16 protein-coding genes are annotated in these 18,646 nt (G+C 66.7%); 11 read left to right on the forward strand and 5 right to left on the reverse strand.

Features of this window, described 5'->3' with window-relative positions; translation table 11 throughout:
- Positions 1 to 38: 38 nt before the first annotated feature.
- Entirely contained in the window at positions 39 to 1,001 is a 963-nt protein-coding gene (locus tag A9J21_RS19475; protein WP_066738697.1) for a tripartite tricarboxylate transporter substrate binding protein, read from the reverse strand.
- A gap of 168 nt (positions 1,002 to 1,169) precedes the next feature.
- Between A9J21_RS19475 and A9J21_RS19480 the strand changes: the two genes are divergently transcribed.
- The 5 genes from A9J21_RS19480 to A9J21_RS19500 all read left to right on the forward strand — a co-directional run bounded on the left by A9J21_RS19480 (position 1,170) and on the right by A9J21_RS19500 (position 6,748).
- Positions 1,170 to 1,898, forward strand: a complete 729-nt coding sequence (locus A9J21_RS19480; RefSeq protein ID WP_066738698.1) for an IclR family transcriptional regulator — start codon at positions 1,170 to 1,172, stop codon at positions 1,896 to 1,898.
- Between the two features lie 77 nt (positions 1,899 to 1,975).
- Entirely contained in the window at positions 1,976 to 2,674 is a 699-nt protein-coding gene (locus tag A9J21_RS19485; RefSeq protein WP_066738701.1) for a DUF3348 domain-containing protein, read from the forward strand.
- A 6-nt stretch (positions 2,675 to 2,680) separates the two neighbouring features.
- Positions 2,681 to 5,296: a DUF802 domain-containing protein gene (locus A9J21_RS19490; RefSeq protein WP_066738702.1), complete on the forward strand. Its 2,616-nt coding sequence runs from the start codon at positions 2,681 to 2,683 to the stop codon at positions 5,294 to 5,296.
- Positions 5,293 to 5,958 (forward strand): OmpA family protein, encoded by a 666-nt coding sequence (locus A9J21_RS19495; protein ID WP_066738704.1) that lies wholly within the window; start codon positions 5,293 to 5,295, stop codon positions 5,956 to 5,958. Before A9J21_RS19490 ends, A9J21_RS19495 begins: the two co-directional genes overlap by 4 nt.
- Positions 5,951 to 6,748 carry a DUF2894 domain-containing protein gene (locus A9J21_RS19500; RefSeq protein WP_082926514.1) on the forward strand — a complete coding sequence of 266 codons (798 nt, stop codon included), beginning with the start codon at positions 5,951 to 5,953 and terminating at the stop codon, positions 6,746 to 6,748. Before A9J21_RS19495 ends, A9J21_RS19500 begins: the two co-directional genes overlap by 8 nt.
- Positions 6,749 to 6,897: 149 nt before the next feature.
- Here A9J21_RS19500 and A9J21_RS19505 read toward each other — a convergent pair whose 3' ends face one another.
- Together A9J21_RS19505 and A9J21_RS19510 are read right to left on the reverse strand one after the other, a co-directional pair.
- Positions 6,898 to 8,202 (reverse strand): MFS transporter, encoded by a 1,305-nt coding sequence (locus A9J21_RS19505; RefSeq protein WP_066738706.1) that lies wholly within the window; start codon positions 8,200 to 8,202, stop codon positions 6,898 to 6,900.
- Between the two features lie 100 nt (positions 8,203 to 8,302).
- A complete protein-coding gene (locus A9J21_RS19510) occupies positions 8,303 to 8,749 on the reverse strand; it encodes a MerR family transcriptional regulator (protein WP_066738709.1) in 447 nt (148 codons plus the stop codon).
- Positions 8,750 to 8,917: 168 nt separating this feature from the next.
- Between A9J21_RS19510 and A9J21_RS19515 the strand changes: the two genes are divergently transcribed.
- The 5 genes from A9J21_RS19515 to A9J21_RS19535 all read left to right on the forward strand — a co-directional run bounded on the left by A9J21_RS19515 (position 8,918) and on the right by A9J21_RS19535 (position 13,899).
- Positions 8,918 to 9,748, forward strand: a complete 831-nt coding sequence (locus A9J21_RS19515; protein WP_066738710.1) for an alpha/beta fold hydrolase — start codon at positions 8,918 to 8,920, stop codon at positions 9,746 to 9,748.
- 153 nt (positions 9,749 to 9,901) lie between these two features.
- Positions 9,902 to 11,137 carry an NADH:flavin oxidoreductase/NADH oxidase family protein gene (locus A9J21_RS19520; protein ID WP_066738712.1) on the forward strand — a complete coding sequence of 412 codons (1,236 nt, stop codon included), beginning with the start codon at positions 9,902 to 9,904 and terminating at the stop codon, positions 11,135 to 11,137.
- A gap of 274 nt (positions 11,138 to 11,411) precedes the next feature.
- A complete protein-coding gene (locus A9J21_RS19525; RefSeq protein ID WP_156546008.1) occupies positions 11,412 to 11,789 on the forward strand; it encodes a hypothetical protein in 378 nt (125 codons plus the stop codon).
- Positions 11,790 to 11,815: 26 nt separating this feature from the next.
- Positions 11,816 to 12,724 carry a DUF2950 domain-containing protein gene (locus tag A9J21_RS19530; RefSeq protein WP_156546010.1) on the forward strand — a complete coding sequence of 303 codons (909 nt, stop codon included), beginning with the start codon at positions 11,816 to 11,818 and terminating at the stop codon, positions 12,722 to 12,724.
- Entirely contained in the window at positions 12,721 to 13,899 is a 1,179-nt protein-coding gene (locus tag A9J21_RS19535; protein WP_082926515.1) for a DUF3300 domain-containing protein, read from the forward strand. Before A9J21_RS19530 ends, A9J21_RS19535 begins: the two co-directional genes overlap by 4 nt.
- 46 nt (positions 13,900 to 13,945) lie before the next feature.
- Here the strand turns inward: A9J21_RS19535 and A9J21_RS19540 are convergent, their stop codons facing one another.
- Entirely contained in the window at positions 13,946 to 14,431 is a 486-nt protein-coding gene (locus tag A9J21_RS19540) for an Rrf2 family transcriptional regulator (protein ID WP_066738716.1), read from the reverse strand.
- A gap of 98 nt (positions 14,432 to 14,529) precedes the next feature.
- Between A9J21_RS19540 and A9J21_RS19545 the strand changes: the two genes are divergently transcribed.
- Complete coding sequence (locus tag A9J21_RS19545; protein ID WP_066738941.1) at positions 14,530 to 15,435, forward strand: NAD(P)/FAD-dependent oxidoreductase; 906 nt, start codon at positions 14,530 to 14,532, stop codon at positions 15,433 to 15,435.
- A 57-nt stretch (positions 15,436 to 15,492) separates the two neighbouring features.
- Here A9J21_RS19545 and A9J21_RS19550 read toward each other — a convergent pair whose 3' ends face one another.
- The gene (locus tag A9J21_RS19550; RefSeq protein ID WP_082926516.1) at positions 15,493 to 18,561 is read right to left on the reverse strand and encodes a chemotaxis protein CheB; all 3,069 of its coding nucleotides are present in this window, start codon (positions 18,559 to 18,561) and stop codon (positions 15,493 to 15,495) included.
- Positions 18,562 to 18,646 lie beyond the last annotated feature (85 nt).

Below are 18,646 nucleotides of genomic sequence, written 5' to 3' on the forward strand. Positions count from 1 at the left end.
AGATATGGCGGACAGACAAGGGGGTGCAACTAAGGGGCTTACTTCGTGGAAGCGATCTTCCAGAGGCTTTCGAACTTGCCGCGCTGCGTGGCCATGTGCTGCGTCCACGCGGCGCCGGACAGATAGGAGATGCCGCGCGCCTCGTTGACGGCGCGGGCCAGGAATTCGGGGTCTTTTGTCGTGGCCTCGATGGCGTCCTGCAGACGCTTTGCAATCTCCGGCGGCAGGCCACGTGGTGCCGCGAAGCCGCGCTCGGACGAAATCGTGATGTCGAGCTTCTGCTCGCGGGCGGTCGGCACATCCGCCACCAGGCCCGGGCGGCGTTCGTTGCCCAGTTGCGCCAGCAACTTCACATCCTTCGAAGCGCGATCGGCCTCGGTGAATTCGGTGGTGCTCATTGCCATCACATCGATGTGGTGACCCAGCAGGCTCGTCTTGGTCTGCGACGTCCCGGCAAACGGAATGTGATTGACGCGGGCGCCAGTGGCCTGCTGCAGGGCCAGGGCGGCCATATGGCCATTCGTGCCAATGCCGTTGCTGCCCATCGACAGGCCTTCCGGATTGGCCTTCAGTTGCTTGACCAGATCCGCCATCGACGCCAGCTTGCTATCGCCCGCGACGACGAACATGGTCGGGTCATCAATGACGCGCGCCAGCGGCACGATGCTGGCGGGGTCGTACTTGGGCTTGCGCTGGATCGGAATGGTCAGCAGCGATGGCGTCGACACGATGCCGATGGTGTAGCCATCCGCCGCCGCCCGCGACAGCGCCGAGTACGCGATCTCGCCCGAGGCGCCCGGCTTGTTCACCACCACGATGCGGGCCTTGCCGCCGAGATGCTTCTGCAGGAACGGCGTCATGGCGCGCGCCAGCAGGTCCGTGCCTCCCCCGGCGGCAAAGCCGACGTAGACCTCGATGGGCCGGTCATCGGGCCAGGCCGCGTGGGCGGAGATGGCCGTCATCGCGAACGCCGTGGCGAGAAGGAATCGGACTTGACGCATTGGTTGTCTCCGTTTCTTGTTGCGTTGTACTGTGTACAACCGCGTTTCATAAATTTGAGACAACTATAGTCCGTTTAAAGTCGCGGCTCCATCTGGCGTTTACCCTTGTACCGTACAAAATGGCGTTGTACACAGTACAATGCTCGAAATCACGTACCGGAATAAGAGATGAGTAACCATGGGGTAGCCGCCGTCGAAAAGGCGCTTGGTTTGCTGGACTGCTTCCGCCTTGGCGCAGAGATCCAGTCGCTGGCGCAGCTTTCCAGCACCTCCGGCATGCACAAGACGACGGTGTTCCGTCTGCTGAATTCGCTGGAGCGGATGAGCTATGTGGTGCGCACGGCCGATGGGCGCTATGCGCTGGGGCCGCGCGTGCTGTATCTGGGCAAGCTGTACGAGCAGTCGTTCCAGCTGGGCTCGGTCATCGAGCCCGTGCTGCAGGAGCTGGCGCTGGCGACCAGGGAAAGCGCGTCGTACTACGTGCTGCACGGCGACGAGCAGCGCATGTGCCTGTATCGCGCCGAGCCCAGCGAAGGCCTGCGCGAGACGCGCCTGCCCGGCACCATCCTGCCGCTCGACGACACCGCAATCGGGTCGGTGCTCAAGTACTGGGGGAAGGAAGATGAATCGGCGCGGCGCGACGAGCCGCTGCCATGGTTCACCGCCGGCGTGCGCGACATCTATACCGCGGCCTTCGCCACGCCGTTGTTCGGGGCTGGCGACAAGTTCATGGCGTCGCTCACGCTCTCCGGCCCGGCCACACGCCTGCAGGCGGCGGATCGCACCGAGATCGCCCGGGTGCAGCTGGTGGCTGCCACCAAGCTGTCAAGGCTGCTCGGCGCAAGTCCGGCCTGGTGCGAGAAGGTCTACAGCACCGGCAACTTCGTTCACGACTGAAACCGCGCCGTCTTCCCTGATTTGACGGCTCTACCCGCCCCGACCGTGTAAACTCCCCGTTTTTTCATCCTGGCGACATGATGCAAGTGCCACAGCGCACGGGTCTCAGCGGCCCGAAACTGCTACGCCTGCTGGCTCGCCTGACGGACGCGAATGCCTCGGGCGCCGCACAGTCGCTGTCTGCCGTGATGAGCCGGTGGCTTGGCTGGACCGACGCCATCGCATTGTCGGCCGCGCTCAACGGCAATCCGCCCGAAGTGGCGTCCGGCGCACCGGCGCGTGCTGGCAGCGGCAGGCCAGCGGCCATCGGCGACGCCGCCGGCGCGCATGTGCGCGCGATGCTGACCGCCGCGATCACCGGGCAGGCCGCTTCGGCCGACAACCGGCGCCGCATGCCGGCACGGCCCGCCGCGCAGGACCCGGCCGAGGCCGATTTTGCCGTCCATCGCCAGCGCTACGTAGCGCTGCAACAGCAGATGGAGCACGAGATTGCCGGTCTGCGGGCGCGCTTGCGCACGGCCCTGGCAACCCGCACCGCGCAGGCGGGCCGGCTCGCCATGCTGGATACCGTCATGGAGCAGGTGCTCGGCCCGCGCGAACAGGCCGTGCTGGCGGCCGTGCCGGGCATGCTGGAACCGCATTTCACACGGCTGCGCGGCGCTGAGGGCGCGTGGCTCAACGAATTTCGCAGGGACATGCAGAGCGTGCTGCTGGCCGAGCTGGAGATCCGCTTCCAGCCCGTGGATGCGCTGCTCGCAGCCCTGCGCGAAAGCTGAATCGACATGAAGAGACCTCTCACATCCAACGCCGCACCCCTGATCGTCTTCCTCGCGGGCCTGGCCGTTGTCGGCTGGGTTGGCGCGGGCTACGCGGGCACGAATGCGCTGGCGCTGGCCGTCACGCTGATCATCGGCGGCTTCTACGTGGGCGGCGCACTCGAACTGCACCGCTACCGCGAGGCCACGCCCACGCTGACCGCCGCGCTGGCCGACCTTGCCACCCCGCCGGCCAGCCTTGGCGCCTGGCTCGACCGTCTTCACCCAAGCCTGCGCAATGCCGTGCGCCTGCGCGTGGAAGGCGAGCGCGTGGCCCTGCCCGGCCCGGCCATGACACCGTATCTGGTGGGCCTGCTGGTGCTGCTGGGCATGCTCGGCACCTTCCTCGGCATGGTCGGCACGCTGCGCACGACCGGCGTGGCGCTGGAAAGCGCCGCCGACCTGCAGGCCATCCGCGCGTCGCTGGCGGCACCGGTCAAGGGCCTGGGCTTCGCGTTCGGCACGTCGGTGGCCGGCGTCGCCACTTCCGCCATGCTCGGGCTGCTCTCGACGCTGGCCCGCCGCGAGCGGGTACAGGCCGCGCAGATGCTCGATGAACGCATCGCCACCACGCTGCGCGTGCATTCGCGCCATCACCAGAATGAGGCCGTGTTCGCATTGCTGCAGCGGCAGGCCGAGCTGATGCCCGCGCTTGTGGATCGCCTGGAAACCATGACCACGGCGATGTCCCGCCAGAACGAAGCGCTCGGCGAGCGCCTGTCGGCCAGCCAGGACGCCTTCCACACCCGCACCGATGCCGCCTACGCGCGACTGGCCGAAACCGTGGGGCAGTCGCTGAAGGACGGGATTGCCGACAGCGCGCGCGCCGCCAGCGCCGCGATCCAGCCCGCCGTGGACACCACGATGGCCGGCCTGGCCCACGAAGCGGCCACCGTGCGCGAATCGGTCACGCAGACCGTGCAGCAGCATCTGGACGGTCTGTCCGCGCGCTTCGATGCCACCACCACCGCCGTGACCGATACCTGGCGCCAGGCCCTGGCACAGCACCAGCAGGCAAACAGCGCGCTGACGACTGACCTGCGCGCATCGCTCGACGGCTTTGGCGAGACCTTCGCGCAACGCTCGGCCACGCTGGTGAACGATATCGGCACCCGCCTCGACGCGGCAACGGCCGACGCCACCCGCACGTGGGATGCCGCGCTGTCGCGCCTGGCGCAAACCGGCGCTGCGCTCACCGAAGGCAACCGACAGGCCATGGCCGATGCGTCGGCCGCCTTTGCGCAGCACGCTGCCGGCATTGCCGGCACGGTCAGCCAGTCGCACGCCGACCTTCAATCGCAACTGGCCACGCAGGAGACGGCGCGCCAGTCGGCAAGCGCCGACCGCGACGAGGCCCGTCTGGCCGCCTGGCGCGACACGCTGGCCGCCATGGCCGCAACCCTGCGCGATGCGTGGCAACAGGCAGGCGAGGCTTCGGCGGCACGCCACCAGGACGTGCATGACGCCCTGTCGCAGAGCGCCCGCGATATCGCCACGCATGCGCAAACCCACGCCACCGGCACCGTTGCCGAGATCGATCGCCTGCTGCAAGCCGCGTCTTCGCTGCAGGCCGAACTGGCCGCGCGCGACGAGCAGCGCCTGACGGCATGGCGCGACACGCTGGCCGCCATGGCCGCCACGATGCGCGACGAGTGGCAGCAGGCGAGCGCAGCGTCAGCCGCCCGCCAGCAGGAGGTTCACGACACTCTGTCGCAGAGCGCCCGCGATATCGCCACGCACGCGCAAACCCACGCCACCGGCACCGTTGCCGAGATCGATCGCCTGCTGCAAGCCGCGTCTTCGCTGCAGGCCGAACTGGCCGCGCGCGACGAGCAGCGCCTGACGGCATGGCGCGACACGCTGGCCGCCATGGCCGCCACGATGCGCGACGAGTGGCAGCAGGCGAGCGCGCAATCCGCCGATCACCAGCAGCAGATCCGCGACGCGCTCTCCCAGACGGCCCGCGACATCGCCACGCACACGCAGCAGCAGGCCAGCGAGACCATCGCCGAGGTGGCCCATCTGGCACAGGTTGCGACAGAGGCGCCCAAGGCCGCCGCCGACGTCATCGCCGAACTGCGCCAGAAGCTGACTGACGGCATGGCGCGCGACAACGCGATGCTGGAGGAACGTGGCCGCCTGCTGGAAACCCTGGGCACGCTGCTTGACGCCGTGAACCATGCCTCCACCGAGCAGCGCACGGCCGTGGATGGGCTGGTCACGACCACGGCCGACCTGCTGGAGCGCGTTGGCACGCGCTTCACCGAGCAGGTGGCGCAGGAGGCTGGCAAGCTGGACGGCATCGCCGCGCAGATCACCGGCAGCGCCGTCGAGGTGGCGAGCCTGGGCGAAGCGTTCGGCGCGGCGGTACAGCTGTTCGGCGCATCGAACGACAAGCTGGCCGAGCATCTGGCCCGCATCGAGGCCGCGCTCGACAAGTCGATGACACGCAGCGACGAGCAACTGGCCTACTACGTGGCCCAGGCGCGCGAGGTGGTCGACCTCAGCATGCTGTCCCAGAAGCAGATCCTGGAGAACCTGCAGCAGTACTCCGCCCAACAGCCTGGTGCCGAGGCGGCATGACGGACGATATCGACGCCGGCGTGGAGCCGACCGTCCCGGCCTGGGCGGTGTTCGGTGACCTGATGTCGGTCATGCTGGGCGCCTTCGTGCTGGTGCTGCTGGGCGTGATCGGGGTGCAGATGGAGTTGTCGGCCCGGCTGGAGAACGAGGTCAAGCAGCGGCAGGAGGAACTGAAGCGGCGCCAGACGCTGGAACAGGCGCTGGCCGGGCCGCTGGCGGCTGGCCGCGTCACCCTCAAGGACGGCCGCATCGGCATCAGCGGCAACGTGCTGTTTGCGCTGAACTCCGACCAGTTGCAGCCCGAAGGCCGCGCGCTGCTCAAGAGCCTGGCCGCCCCGCTGTCGGCCTACCTGGGCGCGCGCGACGAGATCTTGATGGTGAGCGGCTTTACCGACGACCAACAGGTCAGGGAAGGCAACCGGCGGTTTGCCGACAACCTGGAACTGTCGGCCCAGCGCGCGCTGACCGTGACGCGTGCCTTGATCGAGGCGGGCGTCCCCCCTGCATCGGTATTCTCGGCGGCATTCGGCGCGCAGCAACCGGTTGCGCCGAATGCCACGGAAGAAAGCCGGGCGAAAAACCGGCGCGTGGAAATCGCGCCGGTACCGCGTATTTCGGCGGGGGCCGGTGCCACGACAGGCAAGCCCAGGCCCGATGCATAGCGACGAGCGCGACGCATTGCGCGACGACCTTGGCGACCAGGCCCGCCAGGAACCCGCTCAGGAAGCCCGCGGCGCCCGCGCCCTGCTCGACGGCTGGCGCGACAGCGGCGCCGACCGCGCGGACCCGGTTCGCTTTCGCTTTATCGACGCGCTGGCCCGGCGCGCATCCGGCTACGACGGCCAGGCGCGGCAGTTGCTGGAGCAACGGCTGGCGGGCCTCATCGCCGACTTTGGCGATGGACTGGCACGCACGCCAGGCGGCAATCCATCGTCCGATGGCCCCGCCGACACGCTGCAGCCACAACCCGGCATGCGCTCCGATCTTGCCAGCCTGACGGAGCGCCTGGTCCGGAGCACGCAGCCTGCCGCAGCCGCAACGCCCCAGGCACCTCAAGCTCCTGACGCACCTAACGCGCCTCACGCACCTCACGCAGCGCATGCGCTGGCCGCCAACGAACAGCGTGCCCGCCATGCCGAGCCGGCCCTGGCCGACTACTTCCGCGAGACGTGGGCGCGCGTCAGCGTGGACCGCCAGCTTCGCGCATCGCAGGCGGGCGTGCCGGAGAACGCGGGCCCCCTCAACACGAACCACCTGGTGCATCGCTCGCTGTCGCTGATGCGCGAGGTATCGCCAGGCTACCTGGAGCAGTTCCTGTCCTATGTCGATGCGCTGTCGTGGCTCGAAGGCATGCATGCCATCTCGCTGGTGCCAGACCGCGAGGCGCAGCGCACGCCAGCGCCGCGCAAGGCGCGGGCCAGGTCAGGCAAGCCGGGGAGCAGCGCAACGTAAGAAGGCAGCCGTTCGGGCAGCCTTCTGGCCGATGTCAGGCGGACATCAGGCTGGCTGGTGGCACGGGGCCAACGCCGGCCGATTGTAGATGCGGCGTATTTCCCTGGCAGTCTTTCAGGGCATCTCTCAGGGCCTCTTTCGCGGCATGCTCAGGCGGGCTTGCGGCTTTCCCGCGACGCAGGCACCGGATCTTCCGCGACGGATTCGCCATCGGTCGTGGCGATCAACGCCTTGGGCGCCAGCGGAATCAGGATCAAGATCAGCGCGTACACGGCCGTGGTGGCGATGACGCAGTACACAAACCCATGCGACGGCGCGCTGTGATAGATCCATGACCCCAGCAGGTCGCCGGCCCGCCCGGACAGTGCGAGCACGCCGTCCACCAGCATCATCAGCGTGCCTTGCAGGCCCGGCGGACACGACCGCATCGCAAGATCGAGGTACGCGGCCGTGGCAATGCCGCCCATCAGCCCGGTGGGTGCCGCCATCATCAGGGCGAGATCGGCGGAGTGGATAAACGCCAGCGGAATCATCTGCGGCACGGCAATGATCGTGCCCCACCACAGCAGCTTGCCGAGCGCGACCCGCTTGCACAGGAAACCGTAGAGCAGGAATGTCGGGACGAACGCTGCCGCAAAGATGCCGTTGTAGTACGAATACACGGAATCCGACGCGTGCAGTTCGTTGGTCAGGTAGAACTGCAACGGCGTGGCCGACCCCGGGGCGAAATTCCAGAGAAAGCAGATCAGCACTGCCGGATAGACGGCCTTGTGCCTGACCAGCCGTCTGATATTCCCGACAAAGTCCGTGGCGTGGGCCTGCTTCCGGTCATAGATCTGCCCGAAGACCGACGGCGGCTTCCAGAGCGCCAGGGCAACGATCAGCAGATTGAAGATGGCTACCAGATAGATGGCCTGCCGGGCCGCCAGATGGTCGGAGACGTAGCCCGAAGCGAAAGCGCCCGCCACCACCGGGACGGAGCTGATCACATTCCACAGCGCGCTCAGCCGGCCTGACATGAGCTTTTCCTGGCCGACCAGGGCGATCAGCCCCTGACAGGCCGCCGCCACGAACCGGAATGCCAGCATGGCCATCAGCGTGCCCACCAGCAGGCCGATATACGTGAAGCCCGCATACGCCATCCAGACGCAGGCCAGCGCCGTGACCGGCGCGAAGACCAGGAAATAGCCGCGATCGCGCATGCCGAACGGGCTCCACTGGTCGCGTGCCAGGCCGAACACGAACGCGACATAGACGGGGATGCCCGTGACCAGCCGGAATGTAGAGATCTGCGTGGCCGTCGCATGCAGCTCGTTCTTGAGCATGTACGACGTCTGGATGTCGACCAGCGCGCCGGCGGGCGTCGCCAGATAGACGAACAAGGTCAGCCATCCGAAATACACCAGGGTTCGGTCGCTGCCCTCGCCGTCCTGACGACCAGAATCGGTCCGCATCGCCGTACCCGCCTGAGCCTGCCCGGACTAAGTGTAGGCAAAAAATGGGGGCGCGGATCCAGCGCTCCGGGCGACCCGGGCGATGCGGACAACCAGCGCCTTAGCTCGTGGCGATGCGCCGGCGGCGGGGTTTTGCTGCCGGCCCTTCCTCGCGCACGCGGTCCAGTACCCACTGCACCCTGTCGGAGCAATCCAGGTCTTCGGGCCGGTTCTCGACGTTCCGGATCACGGCGAGCAGGTGATCCTTGTTCTGCTGCAGGCGCTGCTGCATATCCTCGATTTCGGCGACCTTGCGCCGCAGGGCGTCCAGCAGCTCGTCATGCTGCCAGTTGCCCGAACCGATCGGCAGCAGGTGGCGGATCTGATCGAGCGAGAACCCCGCCCCCTGGGCGGTGTCGATGATTTCCAGAATCCACACCGCGTCGGGCGAGTAGTCGCGATACCCGTTTGCCGAGCGCTCGACCGCGGTGATCAGCCCGGCCGACTCGTAGAAACGGATGCGCGAGGCCGTCAGGCCGCTGAGCCGTGCCAGTTCCCCAATTCTCATAACCTGAAAAAGATTGACCTTGAAGTGAGCTTCAATCCTACAGTGGTTTCTGGCCCGGACGCCCGAACGAACCGGTACCGCGGGCCCAGACCGGCTGCGGCGTGCCCGCGCCGTCCGCCGGATTCGCGAATCGATGGTTCATGGCTGCACCAAACAGGAGAAGCGAGCATGGGATACGTCACAACCAAGGACGGCGTTGATATCTTCTACAAGGACTGGGGGCCGCGCGACGCGCAAGTGATCTTTTTCCATCACGGCTGGCCGCTCAGCGCCGACGACTGGGACGCACAAATGCTGTTCTTCCTGGCGCAGGGCTATCGGGTCGTGGCCCATGACCGGCGCGGCCACGGGCGGTCAAGCCAGGTCTGGGACGGTCACGACATGGATCACTACGCCGACGATGTGGCGGCAGTGGTGAAACACCTCGGCGTGCAAAAGGCCGTCCACGTCGGCCATTCCACGGGCGGCGGCGAGGTCATCCACTACGTTGCGCGCCATGGCGAGGATCGCGTCGCCAAGGCCGTGCTTGTCAGTGCCGTGCCGCCGTTGATGGTCAAGACCGAAAGCAACCCGGGCGGTCTTCCCAAGGACGTCTTCGACGGTTTCCAGGCGCAGCTTGCCGCCAATCGCGCGCAGTTCTACCTCGACATTCCCACCGGCCCCTTCTACGGCTACAACCGCCCGGACGCGAAGCCGTCCGAAGGGGTCATCCGGAACTGGTGGCGCCAGGGCATGATGGGCAGCGCCAAGGCCCACTACGACGGTATCGTGGCGTTCTCGCAGACCGATTTCACCGAGGACCTGAAGCGCGCCACCATTCCCGTCCTGGTCATGCATGGCGACGACGACCAGATCGTTCCCTATGCCGATTCGGCGCCGTTGTCCGCCAAGCTGCTGAAGAACGGCACGCTGAAGACCTACCCCGGTTTTCCGCACGGCATGCCCACCACCAACGCCGACACCATCAATGCCGATCTGCTGGCCTTTGTGCGCAGCTAGGCGCCTTTGACGGATATCGGTCCTGCAGGCCCGTCCCGCTTCCGGGGCGGGCCTGCCGGCTTCCTGCGGCCGGATCCGGGCGCGCCAGAAAACCCTTGACCTTAAAGTCAGCTTTAAGCTTAAAGTCGGCACACGCTCCCACCAGGTGACCTCATGAACGTGTTCGACAAGCTGGTGCTTGGCAACGGTGCCAGCATCCCCAACCGCATTGCCAAGGCTGCGATGGAAGAGAACATGGCCGACGCCGACCATGCGCCGTCCGATGCGCTGATCCGCCTGTACAAGGCATGGGCAGACGGCGGCGCCGGCCTGCTGCTGACCGGCAATGTGATGGTGGACGGGCGCGCCATGACGGGGCCCGGCGGCGTCGTGCTCGAAGACGCCACGCATCTGGACCGGTTCAGCCGCTGGGCCAGCGCGGGCCGCGCCAACGGGGCGCAGTTCTGGCTCCAGATCAATCATCCGGGCCGTCAGATGCCCGCCAGCCTGAAGCAGCCCACCTGGGCTCCGTCCGCCGTGCCGATGGACCTGGGCAATATGTCGAAGCACTTCGGCACGCCCAGGGCCATGACGCAGGACGTGATCGAAGACGTCATCCGGCGCTTTGCCCGCACCGCGCAACTGGGCCAGCAGGCCGGCTTCACGGGTGTCCAGATCCACGCGGCGCACGGCTACCTGCTGAGCCAGTTCCTGTCGCCGCTGACCAATCGCCGAAGCGATGCATGGGGCGGCCGGCTGGAGAACCGCGCCCGGCTGCTGATTGAAATCGTCAAGGCGGTACGGGCCGCGGTCTCGCCAGGCTTCGCGGTCGCGGTGAAGCTCAACTCGGCCGACTTCCAGCGCGGCGGCTTCAGCGTCGAGGACGCCCGTGAAGTCGTGAAAATGCTCAACGATCTGGGCGTCGACCTGGTCGAGTTGTCGGGCGGCAGCTACGAGGCGCCCGCCATGCAGGGCCAGGCGCGCGACGGCCGGACGCTGGCCCGGGAGGCCTACTTCGTCGAGTTCGCGCGCGACATCCGCACCGTGGCGCAGATGCCGGTGATGGTCACCGGCGGCATCCGCCGCCAGCCCGTGGCCGAGCAGGTGGTGCGCAGCGGCGTGGACATGGTTGGCATCGGCACCGCCCTGGCCATCAATCCCAACCTGCCGCGCGACTGGCTCGCCGGCAAGGACAGTGAACCGGCGCTGCTGCCCATCACCTGGAAAAACAAGGTGCTGGCGTCGCTGGCCAACATGGCTGCGGTCAAGTTCCAGCTGCGCAACCTGAGCCGCGGCAAGGCCACCCATCCCGGGGTGTCGCCGCTGCGCGCGCTGATCCTGCAACAGGTATCCGATGCCTGCCGCGTGCGCCGGTATCGGCGATGGGCGGCGCAGCGCGTACGGGCCTGAAGGGTGCGGACCCGGCCTGCCCCTGCCCCGCAGACTGCATTGCCGGGGCGCGGCTGCAGCTGCGCCGGTGTTACCCCAAAGTGCCATTGCGCCCGGTCTGCCTACCCATAAAATGAAGTAGCGGGCGGTCCGGAGGGTCCGCCGGGATTGCCAACGCCCGTTGCAGCCGATGCCCCGGCACCCTGTGCGGGGTAGACCTCATGCGAGATCGGATCGGCGACGCGCGCGGCGGCAACCGCCCCGCGCCAACCGGATCGCGCAGACCAAGGCCGTCATGGAAACGCTTGGACGATCATGGCAGTGTCGGCCCCTTGTCGGCCTTTCGCTCCTGGCATGGATGCTGGGCGGCGGCGAGGCGCTCGCGGCCCCCGCCAATATCGTTCCGGTGACGTTCGCCAGCGCGCCCCTGACCACCTTTGACCGCTCGTTCAGTGCCGCCGTACGAGCATTTCGCGATGAAGGGCTGGCCGACATCAGCGCAGACCGGCGCGCCGGTTCCATCACCGGACGCGCAGGGGCGACGACCATCAGTGCCGCGTTCCGCACGCAGGCCGACGGCACGCTCAATGTCCAGTTCGCGTCGCCGGACCCGAAGGCCAGGGATCTGGTGCAGCGCATCTACAACGCCTACAACCGACGCATGGGACGATGATGTCCGCGCACTCAGGAAACCATGTCATGACGATACGGCCAGGTCCGTTCCGATTGCGCCTTGCCTCGTTGCGATCCTGGGGCCTGGCGACCGTCTTCGCCCTGCTGGCGCAGGCAGCGCTTGCCCAGCAGCATTTCGACACGGCCCAGGACGGCATGCGCGCGTTTGGCGAGGCGGTACTGGCCGACGATCAGCCCGCGCTTACCCAGATGCTTGGCGACGACTTCCGGGCGATTGTCCCGCCCCCCGGCGACGCGGCCCGCGAGACATTCATTCGCGCGTGGAACGTGTCCCACTCCGTTCGAACCGCCAACGGGCATGCGTTCATCGTGGTGGGCGACAGCGGATGGACCCTGCCCGTCCCGCTGGTGAAGCGCTCTGCCGGCTGGCAGTTCGACACCCGGACTGGCCTGCAGGAAATGCGCGTACGCCGGATCGGGCGCAACGAACTGGCCGCGATACAAACCCTGCTTGCCATACGCGACGCCCAGGACGACTACGCCGAGACCGCGCATGACGGCGACAAGCTTCTCGTCTATGCCAGCAAGCTCGCCAGCAGCCCCGGCAAGCACGACGGCCTGTACTGGCCCACCGCGCCAGGCGAGCCTCCGAGCCCGCTTGGCGAGGCCTTCAGCGATGCCAGCCGGCCCAACCAGGGCGCGGACGGCTACAACGGCTACCGCTTCAAACTGCTCACCGCCCAGGGCAAGCACGCGCAGTCCGGCGCATTGAACTATGTGGTGGACGGCAAGCTCTTCGGCGGCTTCGCCGTGATCGCGTGGCCGGTGCGCTACGGCGACACAGGCGTGATGACCTTCATGGTGAACCACCTCGGGATCGTCTATGAACGCAACCTCGGCCCGCAGACCGAAATGAAGGCGTCCGGCACCCAGACATTCGATCCAGCCCCGGGCTGGAGGCGGGTAGCGCCATGAACCGCCGCGCCATCGTGACGGCATGCATCGCGCTGATGCTGGCCGGGTGCCAGACCAATCCGCCAGCGACCGGCGCGGCCGACGCCACGGCGCAGGCACCGGGCGCCGCACCGGCACAATCGCTGGACCAGGCCCGTCTGGCCGCCGTGCAGAAGCCGGCCGGCGCCGCGTACAAGCCCGAGGAAATCGAGGCGCTGGTGGCCCCGATCGCCTTGTACCCGGACAGCCTGCTTTCCCAGGTGCTGATGGCTTCCACCTATCCGATGGAAATCGTCCTGGCCGCCCGCTGGCTGAAGGCGCATCCCGACCTGAAGGGCGACGCCGCCATCCAGGCCGCGCAGAAAGAGACGTGGGACGCCAGCGTGAAGTCGCTTCTCGCCTTTCCGCAGGTGCTTGAGCCGATGAACGACAAGATCGACTGGACGCAGAATCTCGGCGACGCCTTCCTGGCACAGCAAAAGGACGTCTTCGATGCCGTCCAGCGGCTACGCGCAAAGGCGCGGCAGACCGGCAACCTGCAGTCCAATGCCCAGCAGACGGTCACCACGCAAACGACGGCAGCCGGCCAGAGCGTTGTGATCATCGAGCCGGCCAATCCGCAGACGATCTACGTGCCGGCGTACGACCCGGGCGTGGTCTATGGTGCCTGGGCCTATCCCGCCTACCCGTACTACTACTGGCCGCCTTATCCCGCCTACTATCCTGGCTACGGTTCGGGGATCGCCTTTGGCGTGGGGTTGATCACGGCGGCGGCAATCTTCGGCAATTGCGACTGGAACAACAACAACGTCCATATCGAGCATCACAAGGCCCGCAATATCGACCGCAACTTCGATTCGAGCAAACTGTCTGGAGACCGCTGGCAGCACGACGCCCGACATCGCCAGGGGGTGGCCTACCGCGACAACGCGTCGCGCGAGAAATTCGGCCGTAGTTCGCCCGGCGCGGAGACGCGCAACGGATTCCGTGGCCGCGACGGTGCGTCGGGCCGTGACAGCGGGTTCAACGGCGTCGGCAATGGCCGCGGCGAGATGCAGCGCGACCTGAACCGCGGCAACTCGAGCCTTGGTTCAGGCTCCCGCGGCAGCGCCGCCGGTAGCGGAGGCGGCTTCCGCGGCAGTGGCGGCGGTGGGGGACGCGGGTTCGGTGGCGGCGGCCGGGGTGGCCGGCGCTAGGCAGGCGCCCGGGACGAACAACGCGCGGCCTGCGCCCCGCCCGGTATCAATCTTCGCTGGCTCGCGGCGGCGAACCTTCCGGCACACGGGCACGCCCTTTCGGCGATTTCGCCCGGGCCGGCCCTTCGCACTCGTGCGCCAGCATCGCTAGCGTGACCTTCCCGAACTTTGCCAGCATCACGGCTTCGGCTTCCAGCACGGTTGCCGACAAGTGCGCGTTCACGGCCTGCTCCACCATGCATTCGGGATGGTCCCGGGACACCAGATCCGAAAATAGCGGGGGCTCGCCAACCGCGCGATAGACATCCAGCAGCGTAATGTCCTCCAGCGGCCTGGCCAGCACCCAGCCACCGCCGTGCCCCTTTTCCGACACCACGTACCCCATGTCGCGCAGACCGCCGAACAGGCGCCTGACAACGACCGCGTTGGTGCAAAGCATTTCGCCCAGCGCTTCGGAAGTCAGCGGGCCATCGGCATGCTTCATGTGGATCAACGCGTGCAAGACGCGAGATATACGGCTATCGGTTCTCATCGTGGACCGCCATCTCAGGAAACTTTTCAGGTTGCATGAAAGTTTAACATGGCGCTATCATGCAACTTCTTATGTTGCGTGAAGCGCAGGAGGAAATCATGGATACGCACTATGACGTCATCGTGGTCGGCGGCAGCTTCGCCGGCCTTTCAGCCGCCATGCAGCTGGCGCGGGCCCGGCGCCGCGTACTGGTGCTGGATGGCGCCAAGCCTCGCAACCGGTTTGCACCCCATTCGCACGGATTCCTGGGACAGGATGGCAAGGCACCGGCAGCCATCGTCGGCGAAGCCAGGACCCAGCTTGCCGCCTATCCGACGGCACGCATCGTGGCGGGCGAGGCAACCGCGGCACAGCGCGCCGATGATCGGTTCGTCGTGACGCACGGCGACGGACACACGGCCAGCGCCGATCGGCTGATCCTGGCGACAGGCCTGCGCGACGAACTTCCGCCGTTGCCCGGCCTGGCGGAATGTTGGGGGGTATCGGTGCTGCATTGCCCGTATTGCCACGGCTACGAGGTTGCGGACAAGCAACTCGGCGTCCTGGCGACGCATGCGCTGTCGATCCATCAGGCCATGCTCGTTCCAGACTGGGGACCGACGACATGGTTCACGCAAGGCATCGTCGTGCCAACATCCGACGAAGCCGCGCTGCTGGCCCGCCGCAATGTGCGGGTCGAGCCGGCACCCGTCGTCGAAGTCCTGGGCGATGCGCCCAACCTGACGGGGTTGCGCCTTGCCGATGACCGCGTGATCCGCATCGATGCGCTTTTCGTGGGGCCGCGCACGCACATGGCAAGCCCCCTGGCGGAACAGCTCGGCTGCGCATTCGACGAAGGTCCGATGGGCCCGGTCATTCGCGTCGACGACCTGAAGCAGACCAGCGTGCCCGGCGTGTTCGCCGCCGGCGATGCATCGACGATGTGGAGCAACGCGACGTTCGCATCCGCTGCCGGTGTGGCCGCAGGCGTCTCGGCCCATCGTTCCCTGATCTTCGGCCTGTAGGCGGCAACCCCACGCCGGTGCTGCCCGCGTTCGTGAAGCAATGCAATCGCACGGCAATCAGACATCTCCGGTTCCGTGCGCAGCGCCAAAGTCCAGCGGATAGTCGGGCGCTTCGCCCAGCCGCTGCCGCAATGCGTTGACCTGTGCCTTGAGTTCGATCATGCGCAGTTCGCGGCCCACCGTCGCTGCATTGAAGCGTTCGAGTTCGACATTGCGCGCGCGGAGTTCCTCCTCTGTCCGCGCACGCTCCACGGCTGCCAACGTGTGTTCCGCCACCAGTTCCAGGAATGTCAGTTCCTCGGCCGACCAGCGGTATTGTGTTCGCAGATGCACGGCCAGCGTGCCGGTTACCCGTCCGCACGACATCGTGGGCAGGTTCGCCCACGCGCCGATTGCGAGATTGCCATCGGCAATGTCATGCGCGGCGGCCACGGGGAAGTTCTCGGCCGTCCCGTCGTTTCCACTCTTGTGAGGCGAAAGCAGCTCGCCCGGAACGTGCTCCGCGCTGCCACCCACCACATAGCGCCGGCCAACGTCGGCTGCCTCTGGCGCACAGTCGATGGCCGCGATGCGCGGCATGCCGCCATCGTCTTTCTCGACCCAGATGACACGCAGGGCATTCAGTTGCTCGCGCAGCAGGCGCGCCGCGGTTTCCTGCATATCGGAGGCGATGGACAGCGAGCGAAACGAATCGGCCAGCCGCACCAGAAACGCGCTGCGCCCTGCACTCTCGTGCAGCGCCTGCTCTGCGCACTTGCGTTCGGTGATGTCCGTGAACGTTATCGCAACGCCTGCCACCGCCTGCGCAGCGGTGAGATACGGCCGGATCCGACGCAGATACCACCGGTTGTCCTGGCTGCAGACCTCGGCTTCCCGCGGCGCGCGGCAGGCCAGCACGCTGCGCACATCGGCAAGAAACGCCGCATCGTCGAACCTGGCGTTCAGGTCGGTGACCCGGCGGCCAACGTCGGCAGGCATCAGCGGCAGCAAGGCGGTGATCGCTGGCGTGAACCACTGGATGCGCAGCCGTTCGTCGAGAAATAACGTCATCACCGCGCCGGCACTCAGGACACCGCTTTGCATTTCAAGCTCGGTGAGCTTCTCCTTGAGTTGCTCGTTCGATATCCGCAGTTCTTCGTTGAGCACCTGAAGTTCTTCGCGCGACGCATCGATTTCGGCATACGACGCGCGCATCGCGATATTGTTCGCTTCGATGTCTTGGGCCCTGTCTGTCCCGTCGCACGACAGCGCATCGGTGCCGTCCTGGGTTGCCGTACTGGCTTCCGGAGGGATGAAGGAAACCAGAAGCCGGGCCTCCGCCGTGCCGTTGACGGATCGCACCGGCGTCACGCGCAACTTCGACAGATACCTGCCGCTGACGCGATCGCGAATGCATTGCAGCGTCACCGGCCGGCTGGCGGCGATGGCCTCTGCGGCAGCAGCGTGGAATTCGATCGCCACGTCCCGTTCCAGCAGATCAAGCAGGTTGTCGCCGGGCTGCCCGGTCGCCTGCCGCAGATAGTTGCTGGTATCGCCGTAGAACTCCAGAATCCGTAATTCCTGGTCCACCATGACCGACGGCAGGTCGTAGTGCGCGATGGCCGCCCGGTGCGCGATGGCCGTCGCAGCCGCGCGGTCTCCGAGCGCCTCGTGCTGGGTCGTGGTCCGGATATGGCCCCCCGCCGCGGCACCTACCTTCCGATAGATGCCAAAGCGCCTTGAAACGATTTCGAAGCCCCGCTGGTGGGCGGGCAAGGCTTCGTTGATCCCGAGGAAGAGATAGCCTCCGATGCGCAGCGCGGCATGCAGCAATGCCAGAACGCGGTCGATGGCATTGCTGTTCAGATAGATCAGCAAATTGCGGCACGTGACAAGGTCCAGGTCTGGCAGCGGCGGATTGACCAGAAGATCGTGCGGTGCAAACACCATCCGCTCGCGCAGGTCGCGCTTGACGCGATAGATACCGTCGGCGCCATAGAAGAACATTGACCTGCGCGCCTGGGACACCTGCTGCATGGCTGCCTGCGAGAATACGCCCCGGCTGGCCCGCGCGACAATTTCCGGCGATGCGTCAGTCGCAAAAACCTGGAACCCGGCGCGGCCGTCTCCGGGCGCCATCGATTCTGCCAGCAGCATCGCGGCGGAGTATGCCTCCTCGCCTGTGGCACACGCTGTGGTCCATGCGCGCAATGGGGTGTTCTTGCGGCTTTCCACCAGCGGCAGGACGACATCAGTATTCAGGGCCTCCCAGGCAGCCGGATCGCGAAAGAAACCGGTCACATGAATCGGCAGGCCGCGAATCAGGGCCTGCAGTTCTGCCGGATCGTCGCGCAACAACGACTCGTAGTCGCGCAGCAGCATGACGCGGCGCTCGTCCATGCGCTTCCTAATGCGCCAGAGCAACGGCGACGCCTTGTAGCCGCCGAGATCGAGGCCTTCCTGCCAGCGGATCAGCCCGACAATCCCGTCGACAGCCGCAAACGTCGCGGCGGTCGAGTCGACTGTCCTGACAGGTCTCTCGTATTCTCTCGTTGCGCATTGCCGCAGCTGCGGCATGATTTTGCTGACCGGAAGGACATAATGGGCGGCGCTGCGCTCGATCACGGCACGTGGCATGCCGTCATGCATCGCGGTAAGCGGGTCCTGCACGATCACGGTGCCGCCGTTCTGCCCGACGCATGCGGCGCCGTCGGCGCCATCGCTTCCCATGCCCGAGAGAATGACGGCGATTGCCCTCGGCCCGTATGCACTGGCCAGGCTCTCCAGGAACGCGTCGATGTTATCGATCCCGGGACGCCGGTGCCCGCTTTCGTCGCAGGAAGAGTGAAAGACTCCGCCCCCGACCGTGAGCACTTCGTCGCTGCGTGCCACGTAGAGATGACCGGCACACAAACGCTCTCCGGTGCGCGCCTGACTTGCCGGCAGCGCCGACCATCGCGAGAGAAGGTCAAGCAGGCGGTCATTCTGCCCGGGCGTCAGGTGCTGCACGACCACGAGCGTCAGGCAGGACCCCGCCGGCACGGCACTCAGGAGTGTTTGCAGTTCCGAAATGCCGCCGGCGGACGCCCCGATGCCTACTACGCAAAACTCAGAGCCAGCTGCTTGCCGGACCGAACTTTTCGTCATAAGCCGCCCTTTCAAAGACCTGACACCAGTTTAGTGGCTTGAGCCTCTTCTCGGTATGGCGCCTTGCCGCCGCGCTCGCATGAAG

The organism is Cupriavidus sp. D384 (assembly GCF_001652915.1).
GTDB lineage: Bacteria > Pseudomonadota > Gammaproteobacteria > Burkholderiales > Burkholderiaceae > Cupriavidus.